This window comes from Streptomyces sp. NPDC088124 (genome assembly GCF_040685895.1).
GTDB lineage: Bacteria > Actinomycetota > Actinomycetes > Streptomycetales > Streptomycetaceae > Streptomyces.
Map to the genome: position 1 here is coordinate 13,903 of NZ_JBFBJB010000059.1, position 17,919 is coordinate 31,821.

10 protein-coding genes are annotated in these 17,919 nt (G+C 71.3%); 3 read left to right on the forward strand and 7 right to left on the reverse strand.

Annotated elements, in window-relative coordinates; genetic code table 11:
• Window positions 1–47: 47 nt before the first annotated feature.
• On the reverse strand, window positions 48–992 hold the full coding sequence (locus AB0P17_RS34750; RefSeq protein ID WP_365817438.1) for an RHS repeat domain-containing protein: 945 nt from the start codon (window positions 990–992) through the stop codon (window positions 48–50).
• On the opposite strand from AB0P17_RS34750, the gene AB0P17_RS34755 reads away from it, so the two are divergent.
• Both AB0P17_RS34755 and AB0P17_RS34760 read left to right on the forward strand, forming a co-directional pair.
• On the forward strand, window positions 991–2,382 hold the full coding sequence (locus tag AB0P17_RS34755) for a DEAD/DEAH box helicase (protein WP_365817440.1): 1,392 nt from the start codon (window positions 991–993) through the stop codon (window positions 2,380–2,382). The genes AB0P17_RS34750 and AB0P17_RS34755 overlap by 2 nt on opposite strands.
• Before the next feature lie 212 nt (window positions 2,383–2,594).
• Window positions 2,595–2,906 (forward strand): SCO5918 family protein, encoded by a 312-nt coding sequence (locus tag AB0P17_RS34760; RefSeq protein WP_365817442.1) that lies wholly within the window; start codon window positions 2,595–2,597, stop codon window positions 2,904–2,906.
• 204 nt (window positions 2,907–3,110) lie between these two features.
• Here AB0P17_RS34760 and AB0P17_RS34765 read toward each other — a convergent pair whose 3' ends face one another.
• Window positions 3,111–5,351: a M4 family metallopeptidase gene (locus AB0P17_RS34765; protein ID WP_365817444.1), complete on the reverse strand. Its 2,241-nt coding sequence runs from the start codon at window positions 5,349–5,351 to the stop codon at window positions 3,111–3,113.
• Between the two features lie 149 nt (window positions 5,352–5,500).
• Here AB0P17_RS34765 and AB0P17_RS34770 point away from each other — a divergent pair, with 149 nt between their 5' ends.
• Window positions 5,501–5,965, forward strand: coding sequence for a lamin tail domain-containing protein (locus AB0P17_RS34770; protein WP_365817446.1), 465 nt, complete (start codon window positions 5,501–5,503; stop codon window positions 5,963–5,965).
• An 84-nt stretch (window positions 5,966–6,049) separates the two neighbouring features.
• On the opposite strand, the gene AB0P17_RS34775 is transcribed toward AB0P17_RS34770, so the two are convergent.
• From AB0P17_RS34775 to AB0P17_RS34795, 5 genes are all read right to left on the reverse strand, one after another.
• Complete coding sequence (locus tag AB0P17_RS34775) at window positions 6,050–8,347, reverse strand: M4 family metallopeptidase (protein WP_365817448.1); 2,298 nt, start codon at window positions 8,345–8,347, stop codon at window positions 6,050–6,052.
• Window positions 8,348–9,012: 665 nt separating this feature from the next.
• Window positions 9,013–13,992 (reverse strand): DNA repair ATPase, encoded by a 4,980-nt coding sequence (locus tag AB0P17_RS34780; RefSeq protein ID WP_365817450.1) that lies wholly within the window; start codon window positions 13,990–13,992, stop codon window positions 9,013–9,015.
• A 226-nt stretch (window positions 13,993–14,218) separates the two neighbouring features.
• Window positions 14,219–16,351, reverse strand: a complete 2,133-nt coding sequence (locus AB0P17_RS34785) for a flotillin family protein (RefSeq protein ID WP_365817452.1) — start codon at window positions 16,349–16,351, stop codon at window positions 14,219–14,221.
• Between the two features lie 130 nt (window positions 16,352–16,481).
• A complete protein-coding gene (locus AB0P17_RS34790) occupies window positions 16,482–17,099 on the reverse strand; it encodes a hypothetical protein (protein ID WP_365817454.1) in 618 nt (205 codons plus the stop codon).
• 288 nt (window positions 17,100–17,387) lie between these two features.
• A complete protein-coding gene (locus tag AB0P17_RS34795; protein ID WP_365817456.1) occupies window positions 17,388–17,897 on the reverse strand; it encodes an inclusion body family protein in 510 nt (169 codons plus the stop codon).
• Window positions 17,898–17,919: the final 22 nt, after the last annotated feature.

The following is a 17,919-nucleotide window of genomic DNA, read 5'->3' on the forward strand; positions in this document are numbered from 1 at the left end:
TCTCACCGATCCGGCCCTGCCCGTGGGTATGTCGACCCCACCCTCTCTCAGAATGTCGAGGCAGTAGGTGACGCAGCTGTTGTTGCTCCTGTCGTACTGGCCGAGATCCGCGTTGAGGGACTTGAGCTGGGCCTTGACGGCCGCTCGGGCGTTGGGAAGCCGGAACGCCAGTTGCTTGGTGTTCGGCCCCGCCTGCTCGGTGACCACCTGGGCCGACGTGTCGTAGCCGGCTCGTCGTACTCCGTGCGCGAGGTGCCCGCATCCGGGTCGACGCTGAGCTTCTTGCGGCCCAACTGGTCGTACTCGTAGCGCCACACGTTGTTCTTGGCGTCGGTGACCGTCTCCAGCAGGCCGGCCGTGTTGTAGGTGTACTTCGTCGAGTCGTAGGGCACGCCCGCGTTGGGCGAGGCGCCGCGGTGGTGACGGATCTCGGATACGTTGCCCTGGCCATCGGTGATCGTCGTGGTGGGCACGCCGCCGGTTGGCGGGTCGACTCGGGTGATCTCGCCGTCGTAGGACGTGGTGGTGCGCCACTGCTCGGCGCCGCCGACCGCGAGGACCTGGGCGGTGGCGCGGCCCAGGCCGTCATACTCGAACAGGCTCTGCTGGCCGACCTGGCCGTTGCTCACGAGCAGCAACTCGTCCGTGGCCGCGCCCGTCGCGTTGTACGTCGCGTTGGTCTTACTGATGTTGCCCGTACCGTCGTACCAGGTGTCGGCGGCCATGTGGGTGCCGTCGGGGCCCTCGGTCTGAATCTGGCGGGGCCGCAGCATGCTGTCGTAGAGCTGAAACTCTGCGCCGTAGGAGCCGTCGTTCTCGATCTTCTCGGTCTTGATCGAGGTGACCTTGTCCTTGCGGACGTTGTACGAATACTTGATGCTCGGCGTCTGGGTAGAGGCCCGGTCAGCCAGCCATACGGAGGTCAGAGGTCCCAGCGCGTCATAGGCGAGGCCCGTCCGCCTGCCGTTCGGGTCGGTCTGGCCCGCCGGCATGCCCCAGGCCGGGGCGTCGGACGGCTACGGCCGGCGGCCGGCAGCGGTACAGGGCGAATTCGCCCTGCCGAAGACGATCACTCCCGCGCTGCCCGCCGTCGAGGCGTTCGCCGACCTCGACATGCCCGAGCAGTTGCTGAGTGCGATCACCGCGCAAGGTGTGAGTGTCCCGTTCCCGATCCAGGGCGCGACCCTGCCCAACACCCTCGCGGGCCGCGATGTCCTCGGGCGCGGGCGCACCGGCTCCGGGAAGACCCTCGCCTTCGGCCTGGCCCTCCTGGGCCGCACCGCCGGACAGCGCGCCGAGCCCCGCCAGCCGCTGGCTCTGGTCCTCGTGCCGACGCGTGAGCTGGCGCAGCAGGTGACCGACGCACTCACCCCCTACGCCCGCTCGGTGAAGCTGCGCCTGACCGCTGTCGTCGGCGGAATGCCGATCGGCAGGCAGGCCAGTGCGCTGCGCGGTGGCGCCGAGGTCGTCGTCGCGACGCCGGGCCGCCTCAAGGACCTCATCGACCGTGGTGACTGCCGGCTGAACCAGGTCGCGATCACCGTCCTGGACGAGGCCGGTCAGATGGCCGACATGGGCTTCATGCCCCAGGTCACCGCCCTGCTGGACCAGGTCCGCCCCGAGGGCCAGCGGATGCTGTTCTCCGCCACCCTCGACCGCAACGTCGACCTCCTGGTCCGCCGCTACCTCACCGACCCGGTCGTCCACTCCGTCGACCCGTCCGCAGGCGCGGTCACCACGATGGAGCACCACGTTCTGCACGTCCACGGCGCCGACAAGCACCGGACGACGACGGAGATCGCAGCGCGCGAGGGCCGGGTGATCATGTTCCTGGACACCAAGCACGCCGTCGACCGGCTGACGCAGGACCTGCTGAACAGCGGTGTCCGGGCCGGGGCCCTGCATGGCGGGAAGTCGCAGCCTCAGCGCACCCGGACCCTGGCCCAGTTCAGGACCGGGCACGTCACCGTGCTCGTCGCGACGAACGTCGCGGCGCGCGGCATCCACGTCGACAACCTCGATCTCGTCGTCAACGTCGACCCGCCGACCGACCACAAGGACTACCTCCACCGCGTCGGCCGTACCGCGCGGGCAGGCGAGTCCGGCAGCGTCGTCACCCTGGTCACCCCCAGCCAGCGGCGCGACATGACCCGCCTCATGTCGGCCGCCGGCATCGTGCCCCGGACCACCCAGGTCCGCTCCGGCGAGGAGGCACTCAGCCGGATCACCGGCGCCCGGACCCCCTCCGGTATCCCCGTGACGATCACCGCGCCGGCACCCGAGCGGCGTAGGCGCGGCGCGCCCTCGCGCGGTCGGCGCAGCCCCGCTTCGGCTGCCCGGCGCGTGACCGTGCGGCAGTCCTCCTTTGACGCGGCGGCCTGAGGTTCGTCCGTCTCGGCAGGTGACCGCTCCTGGCGCCTGCTAGTCCGCGGCAACGACGGCCGAAGCCGAGCACGCATCGGACCGCCGCCGGGCCGGTGCCCTGCCTGTCGTCGACGAACAACGCGGTGCTCAAGGCATCCTCGACCTTGCCCGCTGAGCCGCCTCACCCGGCGGCAGAACCATCCCCCTTCGTTCCTCTCCTGTGAGGCTTCATGCGCTGTGTCATTGCCCGTTTCCCGTTCGACCTCACCAGGAGCGGCGTCCTGGAATCCATGAAGGGCGTCAAGCCCGAGCTGATCATCGGTGAGTCCGTGATCATCGGCCGCCGCACCTACCCCGTCAAGCAGGTCGGGCAGGTCGTCACAGGTCAGGACCGCCGCGATTTCAGCGCCGGCGAAGTCCTCCGGGCCATGACCCAGCTCGGCTTCACCTGCCCCGGCCCTCCCCGGACCGCCGCGCCCACGCGCGTCCTCAGCCCGTTCCAACAGGCTTCCGCGATGCTCGGCGCCCCTGAGGCCGTCTGACCGACGGGCAGGCGCGCCCCGCCACCGGAACAGTGGTGAGGGTCCGGCCGGGACGCGCCGGTCGGACCCCGCGGGATCGAACTGCCACCGCGCGCACATGCGGTGTTGGGGAGGAAAGAGCACTGCCCCGAGGTCGCCCGGTGTGGGCGAGGAATTCGGGCTCGCCTCGCCCAACACCGCGCGCACGTCAGCGACGTCAGAAGGTCAGAACGTCATGCTCCAGCGGTCCAAGTACCCCGGATCAACAGTGAAGATGCCCGGCGTGTTGTCCGTGACGCGGAGTTTCCAGGTGCCGTTGGCCGGGAGGGATGAGGCGTCGACGGTGTACGTGGTGTGGAGTTCCGTGCCCGTGTCCCAGACGAAGTCCTTGACCAGGAGCGCCGTGCCGTCCTCGTTCACCAGGTGGAGGATCTGGCCGCCGATGAAGTCGTGGACGAGGTCGACCGTGATCTTCAGGTCGGTGGGGGCGTTGCCCTCGTGGCCCGTGATGGTGAGCGGGGCCTCGATGTGGGACCAGTTGGGGATGTCGTAGCGGGCCGGGTTGACGAAGTGGTTGCCGCCCGAGGCGAGGACGGTCCAGGGGAAGGGGAGTTTCAGGGTGTCGTGGGCCGTGGTGGTGATCGTGATCGTCGGGGTGTAGGCGCCCGCGGTGGTCGGGGTCCCGGAGATCAGGCCCGTGGTGGGGTCGATCGTGAGGCCCGGCGGGAGGCCCGTGGCCGTGTAGGTCAGGGCGCCCGGGCGGGAGGTGGTGGCCTCGATGCGGCGGGTGGTGGGCTGGCCGGTCGCCGCGTCGCGAGTGGACGGGGCCGCCGCGGCGATGTGGTTGACGTAGCGGGGGCCGACGTTGACTGCGGCCCAGGCGTTGCCGACGGCCTCGTATCCCTCGCTGTCGCGGCCGAAGAGGTCTTCCGCGGCCCGGAGCGTGGCGGTGCGGGCGCCCGCGTAGTCGGTGGAGCTGGTCATGTAGAGGGTCAGCGCCCGGTACCAGACGCTGGTCGCGAGCGGCAGGCCCAGCGGGGCGACCGGGGCGTTGTCGTAGGTGGGGCTGTCGTACGCGATGCCGTTGATGGTCTTCTGTCCGCTGCCCTCGGCGAGCAGGTAGAAGAAGTGGTTGGCGACGCCGGAGCTGAAGTGCGGGTCGAGCTTGCGTGTGCCGGGCGTCCAGTGGTCCTGTGAAGTGCCCTTCTCCGAGGCGTCCTTGGAGGGCTGGTCCATGTGGCGCAGCGGCTTGCCCGTACCGCGCAGGTCGGCCAGTTCGCCCATCAGGTAGTCGGGGACGTCGTTCGGGTTGTCCGTGAAGAACTCCACGGCGGCGCCCATGATGTCGCTCGTCGCCTCGTTCAGACCGCCGGACTCACCGGAGTACGTCAGGTTCGCGGTGGCGTAGGTCAGGCCGTGGGTCATCTCGTGGGCGGCGATGTCGAGCGAGGTGACCGGGCGGGCGTTGTCGACGCCGTCGCCGTACGTCATGCAGAAGCAGGAGTCGTTCCAGAAGGCGTTGGCGTACCCGTTCCCGTAGTGGACGCGGGAGCGCGCGCCGACGCCGTCGCCCCTGATGCCCGCCCTGCCGAACCGCTCCTGGAAGAAGTCCCAGGTCTGCTGCGCCCCGTACGCCGCGTCCACGGCCGCCGTCTGGCGGTGGGCGGGGGTGCCGTCGCCCCAGATGTCGTCGGCGTCGGTGAGCAGCACGCCGGATCCGCCGGCCGCGATGTCGTACGTACGGTGGCTGCCGCGCCCCGCGTCGGTCAGTTCGTACAGGTCCCCGTTGCGTATGGAACCGATCTCGACCCGGCCGCTGTACTGGCCCTCGCCCACGCCGGGGTGGATACGGTCGAACTCCTGGAGCTTCCGTCCGTTCGCCGCGTCCGTGATGACGTGGAGTTCGCTGGGGGTGCCGTCCTTCCGTGCGCCCTTCTCCACGGATTCCCAGGCGAGAGTGGGCGCGCCACCGTCCCCCGCCCAGATCACCTTGCGCCGTGTGCCGCCCGGGGGCTCCTCGGGGGTGATTTTCGCCGTGGTCGTCGGTACGGAGAGGGGCGCGTCCAGCGCCTGGGTGACGGTGGGGGCCGCTTCCGGCTTCCGGTGGACCACCAAGTCGGCTCCCAGGACCGGAAGTCCGGCGTAGGTGCGCTCGTAGCGGGTGTGGACCGTGCCGTCCGCGTCCTTGGCGACATCCTTCGGGATCAGCTTCTCCTCGGCGCCCAGCTTGAGGGAGCGGGCCGTGTCCGGGCTTGTCCTCGTCGCCGACCTGAGGAGGTCCGCGCGCTGTTCGGGAGAGACCGGCACCGGTCTCGCGCCGGGGTTGGGGGTCGCCGATATGCGGGCCGGGGCGGGGGACTTCGGGGACGCGGTCGCGGGGAGTGTGGTGGCTGTCAGTGCGGCCAGAGTGGTCAGTGTGAGCGCTGCTGTTGTTGCCGCGCGCGTCGAACGTGGCGTACGTGTCATTGCTGTGCGTCAGCTCCTCTGTGGGGCCCCACGCACGGCGTGTCTCTGATTTCCCGAGAAACACACCATAACGCCAGGGCTGCCATAGTCTGTGCGTCTGCCGGGCTGCCATTGGGGGGTGCCCGGCCTGAGATCAATGGGGATTGCTCATGCGCTGCACCCGCACGCTCACCGCCGCCGCCCTGGCGGTCGCCGCCGGGGTCGTCCTGCTGCCGACACAGGCACAGGCACAAGTACGAGCCGCGGCCGGCTCCGTGCACCTGTACAAGCTCAATTACGACTCGCCGGGCACGGACAACCGCTCCAACGCGTCCCTGAACGCCGAGTACGTGCAGATCAGGAACACGACGTCGAAGGCGGTCTCCCTGAAGGGCTGGACGCTGGTCGACGCGTCGAACCACAAGTACGTCTTCGGTACGTACAGCCTCGGCAAGGGGAAGACGGTGACCGTACGCACCGGCAAGGGGAAGGACACGGCCGCCAACCGGTACCAGAACCGCGCGGCCTACGTGTGGAACAACGACAAGGACACCGCGACGCTGAAGAAGGCGAACGGCACCAAGGCGGACACCTGCTCGTACAACTCCACCAAGGTCGACTACAAGATGTGCTGACCCTTCCGGGCCTCGTCCCCGCCCGTCCGTTGCCGCGGGCGGGCGGGGACCTGCTAAATGGGGCCTGCCGCGTGGGGTGTCACGTCAGCTTGTGAACGTCAGGGCCCAACTGTCGATGTAGCCCGTGTCCGCCTGGTAGACGTCCCTCACCCGCAGCTTCCACGTGCCGTTCGCCGCGATCGCCGACGCGTCCACCGTGTACGTCGCGTGGACGTTGTCCGCGGAGTCGGAGCTCGCGCTGTTCTTCAGGCGGTGGACCGAGCCGTCCGAGCCGACCAGGTCGATCTCCAGGTCGCCGCGCCAGGTGTGGATGATGTCGACCGTCACCTTGAGGTCGGCGGGGGCGTTGCCCTCGCGGCCCGTGACGACGAGCGGGGACTCTGCGGCCGGGCCGCCGCCGTCCGGGATGTCGACCCGGCCCGGGTTGACGAAGAAGTCGCCCCCGGAGGCGATCACCGTCCACGGGAAGGCCGCCGTCGCCCCGCCGCCGTCCGCCGTGCTGACGGTGATTTCGGTAGTGAAGTCGCCCGCCTCGGTCGGGCTGCCGGAGACCACGCCCGTACCGGAGTCGATCGTCAGGCCGGCGGGCAGGCCGGTGGCGCTGTACGTGAGTCCGCCCGGGCGGCTCGTCGCCGCGTCGACGGTGAGCGTGGCCGGCTGGCCCACCGCCGCCTTCTGGGCGGTCGGCGGTGTCAGGGCGATGTGGTTGACGAACCGGTTGCCGACGTTGACGGCCGCCCACGTGTTGCCGACCGCCTCGTACGCCTCGCTGGAGCGGCCGTACAGGTCCTCGGCGGCCTGGAGGGTGGCCGCGCGGGCGCCCGCGAAGTCCGTCGTGCTCGTCATGTAGAGGGTCAGCGCCCGGTACCAGACGGTGAAGGCGTTGTGCAGGCCCAGTCCGGGGACGGGCAGGTCGTCATAGGTGGGGCTGTCGTAGTCGTGTCCGTTGACCGTCTTCTTTCCGCTGCCCTCCGCGAGGAGGTAGAAGAAGTGGTTCGCCACACCGGAGGAGAAGTGCGGGTCGAGTCCCTCGGTGCGGGGGCTCCAGTAGTCCTGGGAGATGCCGTCCTTGGAGGGCTGGTCCATGTAACGCAGCGGGGTTCCGTCGCCGTTGATGTCGATGCGTTCGCCGACCTCGTAGTCGGGTACGTCGTGGGGGTTGTCGGCGAAGAACTCCACGGCGGCGGCCATGATGTCGCTGCTGCCCTCGTTCAGTCCGCCGGACTCGCCGTTGTAGTAGTACAGGTCCGCGGTGGCGGAGGTGACCCCGTGCGTCATCTCGTGGGCGGCGACGTCGAGCGCGGTCAGCGGGTTGGCGTTGCCCGCGCCGTCGCCGTACAGCATGCAGAAGCAGTCGTCGTCCCAGTAGGCGTTGACCACTTGGTTGCCGAAGTGGACGCGGGAGGAGGCGCCGACGCCGTCGCCCGCGATGCCGTCGCGGCCGAACTGGTCGTGGTAGAAGTCGTAGGTGACCTGCGCGCCGTAGGCCGCGTCCACGGCCGCCGTCTGCCGGTTGGTCACGGTCGTGTCGCCCCACACGTCCTCGGGGCTGGTGACGAGCGTGCCGTCGCCGGAGGTGGCGCCGTTCAGGTCGTACGTCTTGTGGTTGCCGCGCCGGGAGTCGGTCAGCTCGTAGAGGTCCCCGTTGCGTACGCTGCCGATCTCGACCTCGCCGCTGAACTGGCCGTGCCCGATGCCCGCCTGGATCCGGTCGAACTCCTGGAGCTTCTTGCCGCTCTTCGCGTCGGTGACGACATGGAGTTCGGTGGGGCCGCCGTCCTCCCGTACGCCCTTCACGACGGACTCCCACGCCAGCGTGGAGACCCCGTCCTTCGCCCAGATCACCTGGCGCGGCGCGCCGTCGGGGGCCGCCTTCCCGGTACCCGCGTCGGCGGCGGCCTTCAGGGACGACTTCCGCGCCTCGGCGGCGGGGACGGCGGCCCGGGTCGTCGGTACGGAGAGGGGCGCGTCCATCGCGTGGGTGACGGTACGGGCGGCGCCCGGCTTCTCGTGGACGACCAGGTCGCCGCCGAGGACCGGGAGTCCGGCGAACGTCCGCTCGTAGCGGGTGTGGACGGTGCCGTCGGCGTCCTGGATGACGTCCTTCGGGATCAGCTTCTCCTCGGCGCCCAGCTTGAGGGAGCGGGCGGTGCCGGCGCCCGCGGTCGCGGCGGCCTTGAGGAGCTCCGCGCGCCGCGCGGGGGTGAGGGCCACGTTTCTGGCCCCAGGTCTGGGCTCCGCGGCTATCGCGCCGGAGCGCTCTTGTGGCACGGCTGGCGCGGCCGACGCGGGGAGCGCGGTGACGACCAAGGCCGCCAGGGTGAAGGCCGCGGTGGCCGCTGTACGGGTCCTACGGAAGGTGGTACGGGAAGTGTTCGTCACTCCTGGTGCTCCTTCTGTCCGGGCGTCCGGGGACGACCGGCTGGAACGGGACCGGACGGCTGGATGTGCCGTCCGGCGAGGAGAGGTGCGATGGCGCCCGTGCGGGGTACGGCCCGGGCGACGGTGCCCGGGCGACGGTGCCCGGCCGGGGTGCGTACGGGCGCGACGGCGGCCCGTGCGGAGTGCGGCACATACGGTGTACGGCGGGTGCCGAATGCCGGAAATGCCGCCAGAAATTGCTGTGTACAGGTACGCGCCGCGCGTAAAGCGCGCTTCGCAAATCGTTTCAGCGGAGGGCGCGCTTGTCAGCAACGCATCGAATGGTTGTCCGAAACAAGGTCGGCCCCTCGGGGTCCGACGCGCGGAATATGCCAGCGATCACATGGGCCTTTACGTGGTCGCAACAGACCGCGCCCGCCGGCGCTTTGGCCGCTTCCGGCCCCTGGCAGACGCCCCGGCAGGGCTCTCAACAGGGGTTCTGTGAGAAGTAAGGGGGCCCAACATGTCGGGGCGGGGCGGAGATGTCGCCTCCGCCCCGCCCCGCCCCCCCGATCCCCCTCTTCCCCCGGCCCGGTGCCCCCGCGGCCCCCGCACTCCCCCGTGCGCTCATCGCCTCATCCGACATGACACCGTGATGCCAAGCGTCAACCTTCTCGCACGCTCCGTCAACAGGGCGTCGCCCCGTGTGATCGTTCCCGGGTGATCGCCGACTCCACCGCGCCCACCCGGTCCGCGAGCACCCCCAGCGCCGCCACCGCGCGCGTCACCGGGTCGTCCGCCGGGCCGCCGAGCGCCGCCGACCGTACGTACGCCGCCTTGACCGCCGTCCACCGGGCCGCCTGCTCCGGGTCCAACGTCCCGCGCAGCTCGGCGAGTTTGAGGAGGTTCGCCTCCGCGCCCGCCGTGAGGGTCCGGGCCTCACCCGCGTAGTGGTCGGCGACGACCGCCGCCGCCTCCGCGTCGTTCATCACCGCGTCCAGCCGGGCCACGATCTTGTTCATGTTCCGGTACGAACCCTGCAGCAGGAACGGCGGCTCCGTACGGGACGCCTCCGCCTGCGCCGCCGACGCGATGTACGCCTCGTTGACCGCGAGAACCGTCTCGCGCGCCGTCAGCACATGCCGCAGCACGGCGAGGATCCGCTCCGACTCGGCCGGTGCGTACGGATGGCTCAGCCGGTCCGCGCGTGCCGTCGGGTCACCCGCCGCCAGCCGTACCAGGAGGTCGAGATCGGCGCGGTCGCGGGCGGCGAGCGGGGCCAGCACCGGATGGGAGGTGAGGGCGTTCTCCACAAAGCTCAGCGCGAAGACGTCCTCCTTGCCCGTCAGCACCTCGCCCAGATTCCAGACGTCCGCGCGGTTCGCGAGCATGTCGGGGATCCGGAAGCGGCGCCCCGACTCGGTGTACGGATTGCCCGCCATGCACACCGCGAACCGCTTCCCCCGCAGGTCATAGCTGCGCGCCTGCCCGTTCCGCACGCCTTCGATCCGGCGCTGGGCGTCGCACAGCGGGATGAACTGCTGGAGGAGTTCGGCCGAGGTGTGCTGGATGTCGTCGAGGTGGAGGAGGGTGTTGTTGCCGCTCTCCAGCGCGAAGTTGATCTTCTCGACCTCCTGGCGCGCGGTCGCGTTCGGCGCCTGCTCCGGGTCGAGCGAGGTGACGCCGTGGCCCAGCGCCGGGCCGTTGATCTTCACCAGGACCAGGCCGAGGCGGTCCGCGACGTACTCCATCAGCGTCGTCTTGCCGTATCCCGGCGGGGAGACGAGCAGCAGCAGCCCGTGGGAGTCGGTGCGCCGGGTCTCGCCCGCCGTGCCGAGCTGCTTGGCGAGGCTGTCCCCGATGAGCGGCAGATAGACCTCGTCGATGAGCCGGTTGCGTACGAAGGAGGACATGACGCGCGGACGGTGGTCGTCCAGCCGCAGCCGGGCCCGCTCGGCGGCGACGAGGGCCCCGCGCCGGCGCTGGTACTCCCGGAAGCCGGGGGCCACGCGCTCGCGGAAGTCGGCCGTACGGGTGAGGAGTTCGTCGATCCGGACGGTCAGCCGGCGGCGCTCGATCCTCGGGTGGGAGCCGAGCAGTCCGTCCACGGTCTCGCTGAGCGGCGCCCCCGAGTCGTGGCGGACCAGGCCGGGGCAGAGCTCCACCGCGACGGCCTCCGCCAGGTCGCCGTGGTCCGGTTCACCGTCCTGACCTGCCGGGGAAGCCGCCGCGGTGCCACTCGACAGGACGTACGCCGACAGCCAGTTCTCTACAATCTGACGCCGCGTGTCAAGATCGCCGCCGAGAGCGGCGAGATCGTCGTCGTACGCCGATGTGCCCACCGCGCGGCGGAACGTGTCCAGCAGCGTGCGGGCTCCCGCGCCGGTGACGAAGGAGGTGGCCAGGCCCTCCGGGCCGCTGGTCAGCTCCTCGAACAGGTAGGCGGCACTCTGCGCGCCGCCGCCGTACGGGGCCATCACGCCGGCCAGTTCGGCCTGGAGCGCCGCGATCGCGGGCGCGAGGCCGAACGTCTCCCGGGCGCGCGCCATCGACCGCGCGCGCCGCGTCCACGCCTCCCGCGCCTCCTCCGTCGTGCCGTGCTCCCAGAAGAGCTGCGCGGCGGCGCGGACCCCGGGCGGGAAGCGCAGCAGCCCGGCCCCGGCGTGCAGCCGCAGCAGTGCGCCGAGGATCAGGGTGGCGTCGTGGTCGTGGACGCCCCGCTCGTATCCCTCGTCGTACGCCGACTCCGCCGACCGCCGTACGAAGGCGCCCAGTTGCCCGGGCCCCGGCAGCCCCTCCGGGCCGTGCTCGGCCAGCAGCCGCGCCGCCAGGTACTCCGCCCGGTAGACGTCCGCCGACTCCGAGGGCAGGGTCTGCGTCCAGTACGCGCGGGTCGCCGCGAACTCCGGGTCCGTGACGGGGGCGCGGTAGTCGGTCCCGGTGAGGGCGAAGGCCAGCCCTCCCGCGGACCCGCCGGAGCCCGCGAACCCGCCGGAGCCCCCGGACCCGTCGGAGCCCACGGAGCCCTCGGAGCCGTCCGGTACGAGGGTCAGCTCCAGCGGCTGGGTGTTCACCGCGAAGCGGTGCCGTCCCAGGCGGATCAGGGTGCCGCCGTCCGCGTACAGATCGGCCCGGTCGCGCAGGGCGCGCGCCGCCTCCTGCCGTGCCGCCTTGAGCCGCCCCTCCAGCTCTCCCGCCCGCACGGCGTCGCCGAGCCCGCGCAGCTCCGCCACCGTACGGCGGACCTTCTCGGCCATCGGGTCGGAGGCGAAGTACGTGCTGATCGCGTCCGCCGAGCCGAGGGTGGCCGCCCGGCGGGCGATGGTCTCCAGCACCCGGGCCGCCGACCCGGCCAGCCGCTCGGCCCGCCTGGCCCGCGCGTCCTGGAGGCTCTGCTTGCGGGCGGCGAAGGCGTCGTGGACCTCGGTGCGCTTGGCGGCCAGTTCGGCGAGGAAGTCGTCCGACTCCGCGAACCGCGCCTCCAGGTCCTCCAGCCGCAGCAGCAGCGCCGCCATCTGCTCGTCGCAGGCCTCCGGCGTGTCCGCCACCGCCATCGCACCCGCGACCGCCTGCCCCAACAGGGCGGTCTCGGCGGCGAATTCGGCGCGGCCCTCGTGGTCCAGCAGCTCCCGGCGGCGCGCTTCGAGAGTGGCGCGGGCGGCGTTGACGCCGGCCAGGACCTCGGCGATCCGCTCCAGGATGGACGTACGGACGGTGGCGTCGCCGATGTCGAGCCCCGCCACCACCTCCGTCACGGTCCGCAGCCCGGCGGCGAGTCCGTCCAGGCGCGCGGTGACCGGCGCCGCCTCGGCGACGGTGGCGAGGGCGTCGCCCTCGGCGCTCAGCGCCGCGATGTCGCCGTGGTACCCGGCGAAGGCGTCCGCGCCCCGCAGGAATCCCACCGCGCGCTGCCCGAACGACGTGAGGTCGCCCGTCAGCTCCGCCGCGAGCGCGTCGACGGCCCCGGTGTCCGCGTACCGCAGCTCCTTGAGGGTGAGCAGGTGGCCGTGCGCCCGGCGCAGTTCGGTGAGCCGCTCCACCCACCCGGCGGCCGTGCGCGGCGCCTCGCCGCGCGCCCGCCGTACCAGCGCCGCGATCCCGGCGGCGGACTCCGCGAACGCCTCGGCCGCCTGCCGCGTCAGCGCCGTCACGGTCTCGAACTCGGCCAGCACCTGCCCGGCCGTGGCCCGCACCCCGGCCAGCGGCTCACGCGGATCGCCCACGTCCGGGTCGCCCAGCCAGTGGTACGTGTCGGTCACCCGCACGCAGGCGGCGAGCAGCGCCCCGTACGCCTCCGTGGTCGGGGCGGAGGTCTCGGTGACGGAGCGGGCCAGCGAGAGGCAGTCGGAGATGCCGCGCACCAGCTCGGCGTTGCCGATGCGCGCCAGCGGCCCGTCCCCGGCGGGGGTCGCGGCGGCGTACGTGTCGGAGACGAACGGCGAGCGCCACAGCTGGGCCGGATGGACCCGCGCGGGCTCCTCCGTCTCCCCCGCCGTCGCCGGGGCGGAGCGGAGGGCGACGAGGGTGCCGTCCTCGAAGAGCGCGTGGCCACGGCAGAGGAGCGGCGCGGCGGCCTCCTCGCGGATCAGGTTGTACGGGAGGAGCAGCCCCCGGCCCCGGACGCGGTCGTGGAACGCGTACAGCACGTCCTCGCCGTTCGGGGAGCGCAGCTCGCGCTCGAACTCCAGCCCCTCCGTGTCGAGTTCGAAGGTCTTGTGGGCGCCGGTGGCGAGCACCCGGCCGCCGGGGAAGATGATCCCCTGGTCCTCGGGGAGCCGCCGGCACGCCTGCCCGACCCCGTCGAGCCGCAGCGCCGTGCGCGTCGCGGTGTGGACGACGAGATGGCGCCGGGTCTCCTCCTTGTACGGGCGGACGCGCAGCAGCGTCAGCGCGCCGGCCGTCGCGTACTCGATCTCGGCGTCGGCCAGGGACTGGAGGGGTTCGGTGACCGGCTCGGTGTACAGGGGTGCCGCGTCCGGCCCGCCGTCGTCCCCGCTCCTGACGGTGAGGACACCGCCGACGGTCGAGACGTGGAGCCGACCGCCGTCGACGGAGACGTACGGGTGGCGTCCCGGGACCTGGTCCTCGCGGGTGGTGGGCGTCCACGTGAAGTCGTGGGCGGGTGGCAGCACATGGTCGCGTTCGCCGCGCGCGTCCAGGAATTCGACGGCGGTGCCGTCGCCTTCGGCGGAGAGTGCCCAGCGCAGTACACTGACGTCGTCGGCGCTCTCGCCGGTCCGGAAGACGGCGAGCAGCCTGCCGTCGGCGATCCGCAGCCGGCGCAGTCGCGCGTCACGGAAGTAGCGGTACAGCTCCGCGAACTCCTTGACGAAGCGCGGGTCGTCGAGCAGCCCCGGCACGGCGTCCTGCGGCAGCGGGTTCAGCTCACGGTCGTACAGCGCGAGGACGTCCCCGACCTCGACCGCCGCCCCGGCGCCGCCGCCCGGCCGCCCATGGTGGCCGAGGAGCAGCGCCCCGCCGACGGCGACGATGTCGCGGGGCACGCTGGGCCGCTCGGTGCGCAGGTGCGCGGTGCCGGTGAGGGCCAGCTCGGTGGAGCCGAAGGCCGCGACGCGGCGGGAGTTCAGCTCCCCGGCCCGGCGGGCCAGCTCCCGGGCCTGCGCCCCGAGCCGGTCGCGCAGCACCTCGTACGTACCGGTTTCCATCGGACTGTTCATTTCCCCGCACCGCCTCGGACTGCTTCCTTACGCGCGCCGCGTCCGTCCGCGTACGCGCGCGCTGCACATGACGTGCCCTGCTCATGACGTGCGCTGCTCATGGGCGCGCTGTTGATGTACGCGCGCCGCTCATCGCCGCGCGTCGTGGCGCGGGCCCGGAACCGCCGACCCCCGTGCGGCAGCTCCGGACCCGCGCGTCCCCGAGACCGGAGTCTCAGGCCGGGACCGCGCCGTTCCGGGCACCGTTCAGGACACCGTTCGGTGCTCCGTCCGGTGCTCCGCCCAGCGCGGCGAGCGGGGTGTCGGCGAGGCCCATCCGCTGGACCTGCTCCAGCAGCTGACCGAGCTGTCCGGTCGCCGCGGCGTCGCCGCCGGCGTTCATCAGCTTCATCAGCAGCGCCGACACCGTCAGGTTCTGTACGTCGGCCGTCGAGACCGAGCCGAGGATCCGCGTCAGGTCCTCCGGGAAGCTGGCCGTCCCGTCCAGCCACGGCTTCCCGAGCGCCCGCACCGTCTCCGAGTGCCGGACGAAGCCGTCCACGCTCTTGCCGAGCGAGATCGACGACACGAGCCGGTCGAAGAAGACGGAGTCGCCGCCGACGATGTTGATGTCGGAGTTCTCCAGACCGGTGGCGAGGATCGTGGCCTGCGCCTCCGCGACCTGCCGCTGCGCCTCCAGACCCGCGAGCCGGATCTCCTTGTCGGCGGCGAGCCGCAGCCGGTACTCCTCGTGCGTACGGGACGCGTCGTCCAGCGCGGCCATCGCCGCGGCCTTCTCGGTGAGCCCCGCCGCCTCCGCCTTCAGCTTCTCGCCGATCATCGCGGCCTCCGCCACGGCCTGCGCCTGTGTGCCCTCGGCCGTCGCGAGGGCCTTCAGCCTGGCCCCCTCCGCCTCGGCGCGCAGCCGTGCCTCGGCCGCGCCGGCCTCCGCGAGGCCCGCCTTCTCAAGGACGTCCGCCTCCTTGTCGCGTACCTGCACCGCCGCGAGTCCGGGCGCCGCCGTCTCGGCCTGGATGCCCTCCGCGAGCCGCAGCTTGGCCTGCGAGTCGAGGTCGGCGGCCTTCAGCCGCGCCTCGGCGAGCGTGAGCTGCTCGGCCGCGTGGTGGCGGGCGGCGACCTCGGCGGCCTCGGCCGCCTTGATGTCCTTGACCAGCTTCTCCTGAGCCTCCGCCTCGGCGGCGATGATCACGGACTGGCGGGTGCGCTCGGCCTCTTCGACGATCCGGAGCTTCTTGATCGACTCCTCCTGCTCGGCGACCGTACGGTCCACGGCGATCCGCTCGCGGATGACATCGGCCACCTCGCGGCGCTCCGCCTCGACCTCCTTGTCCTTGGAGATACGGCTCAGCTCCGTCTCGCGCTCACGCCCGATGACTTCCAGGACGCGGTCCTTCTCGATGCGCTCGTTCTCGACGGCGATGACCCGCTCACGGTTCTTCTGCGCCACGGCGATCTCGCGCGCCTGGTTCTCGCGCTGCACGCCGAGCTGCTCCTCCGTGCGGAGGTACGCGGTCTGCGCGCCGAGCCGCTCCTCCTCCTGCACCTTGGCCGTCGCGGCCTCCTCGCGGGCGCGCAGGGTCTCCACCTCGCGGTGCTGCTTGATCTCGGCCTCGGCCTGCCGGCGTTCCAGCTCCAGGATGGTCTCGCGGGCGTCGACGTTCTGCCGGGTGATCTCCTTCTGCTCCGTACGCTGGAACTCGTTGGTGCGTACGTGCTCGACGGCGGTCAGCTCGGTGATCTTGCGAATGCCCTGGGCGTCGAGGATGTTGGCGCCGTCCAGCTGCGACATCGGGGTCTGCTCAAGGAAGTCGATGGCGGCGTCGTCGAGGTGGTATCCGTTGAGGTCGGTGCCGATGACGCGGATGATCCGGTCCCGGAACTCCTCGCGCTTGGTGTAGAGGTCGACGAAGTCGAGCTGCTTGCCGACCGTCTTCAGCGCCTCGGAGAACTTCGCGGCGAAGAACTCCTGGATGGCGACCTTGTCGCTGGCCCGTTCCGTGCCGATCGCCTGGGCGACCTTGATGACGTCCTCGACGGTCTTGTTGACGCGGACGAAGAACGAGATGTGGATGTCGGCGCGGATGTTGTCCTGGCAGATCAGGCCCTCGCGGCCGGTTCTGCGGATCTCGATGATCTTCACCGAGATGTCCATGTACTCGGCCTTGTGCAGCACCGGCAGGACGACGGCGCCGGTGAAGGTCACGTCGACCTTCTTGGTCTTGGAGATGATCAGCGCGCGGCCCTGCTCCACCTTGCGGAACAGCCGGCTGATCACCAGGAACAGCGCGATGGCGATGAGCAGGACGACGGCGACGAGCACGCCGAGGCCCAAGGAGATGGCATCCATGAGGAGTCCTTGAGAACGTGAGAAAGAGAAGCGAGCGTGAGCGGGGCAGCGGGCAGCGATGCACCGGCCGGCGGCGGCAGGACTGTCGGGCGGCAGGACTGTCGGGCTGAGGAGTGGCCAGGCGGAGTCGTCAGGCGGCGGAGCGAGGGTCGAGCGCCGGGTCGTACGGAGCGACCCAGAAGAACTCGCCCTCGGCGTCGAACGCGTACAGCAGCCCGGTCGACCCGGCGCCGAGCGCCCCGGCCTCGCCCCGGCCGGCCGTGCCCGGGTCGGGACACCTGACCTGGACGAGCGCGGTAGAGCCGTCGGCCGCCGCGACCTCGGCCTGACCGAAGTCGGCGGAGACGGAGCCGGTACGGATCGTGCAGGTCAGCCCGATGAAGTCCAGCCGGGACGGCGGCGCCTGTTCAGGTACGAGGTCGCGCAGTCGGCGTACGAGCAGCCGCGTCACCCCCCAGGCGATCAGCGCGGCCCCGACGAGCACGGCGCCCGACCAGAGCGCCCGGGCGCCTCCCGGCTCCACGGAGCGGCGTACCAGCACCGACCCGGCGAGGCTTACGAACCAGGCCGTGGCGATCAGCGCCGACGCGGGCACGGTGACCGGGACTCCCCCGGTCAGCGGCGAGGGGAAGGCATCGTGTTCGGCGGCGCCGAGGACGACCAGCAGCCAGAAGCCGATGACGACGAGGAGCGCGGCGCCGAAGAGGACGGCGGGAAACCCGAGAGCGGCGTCGAAGAACTCACTCATCGTCCACACCCCCCGGTGTCCGTCCGTGCGGCACCTACCCGGGTGCGAAACACGCTTCCGTGTCCCGGCACCCGGATCTGTCCCCCGCTTGCGTTGAGCCCATTGTGGCCCCCGGGCGCATGTGCCCGCATTGCCGGATCCCGGCAATCTTTACGTTTCCTTAATGCCGGGCGTGTGCACCGAGGGAACCACCGGCGCCCACGCACTGCGAGCCGCCACCCGGACGGGCGGCGGCTCGCGGCGGACCCCATGGTGGTGAGGGCGGCGGCCGCCCTCACCCGGGGACCGTCAGGGGTTCTCGATGGTGATGAAGGGGTCCCACTGGAAGTAGCCCTGCACCTGCCGGTGGCGGTCCAGGATCTGGAAGTAGAAGTGGTACACGACCTTGCCGGCCTTTTTGACGGTCGTCCGCCAGTAGTGGTCCTCGTAGTTCTGCGTCACGAAATCCGGCTTGCCCTCGGACCCTTCCTTCGGCATCGGATAGATGCCGTCGATCACCTCGATCTCCGGCGTCCTGATGAGGGTGTGCCCGCTGTCACTGCTCACGTACCGGTAGAGCAGCGCCTTGTAGTCGCTGCTGAGCGAGATCGTCGTCTCCCGCCACCGGATGCTGTCGCCCGGCTCGGCGCGGAGGTTCAACTCGGCCCCCGAGTTGCCGATGATGTGATCGTGACGCGTCGTCATGTAGATCAGGTCGTGGTCGACCTGCGTCGGCACGTCGGGGTTCCTCGACGCGTTGGGATTGCGCTCGACGATCGTGGCCGCGTCGAATGCGATCAGTACGTTGAGATCAGCCATTTCCTGCCCCTCTCGAACATAA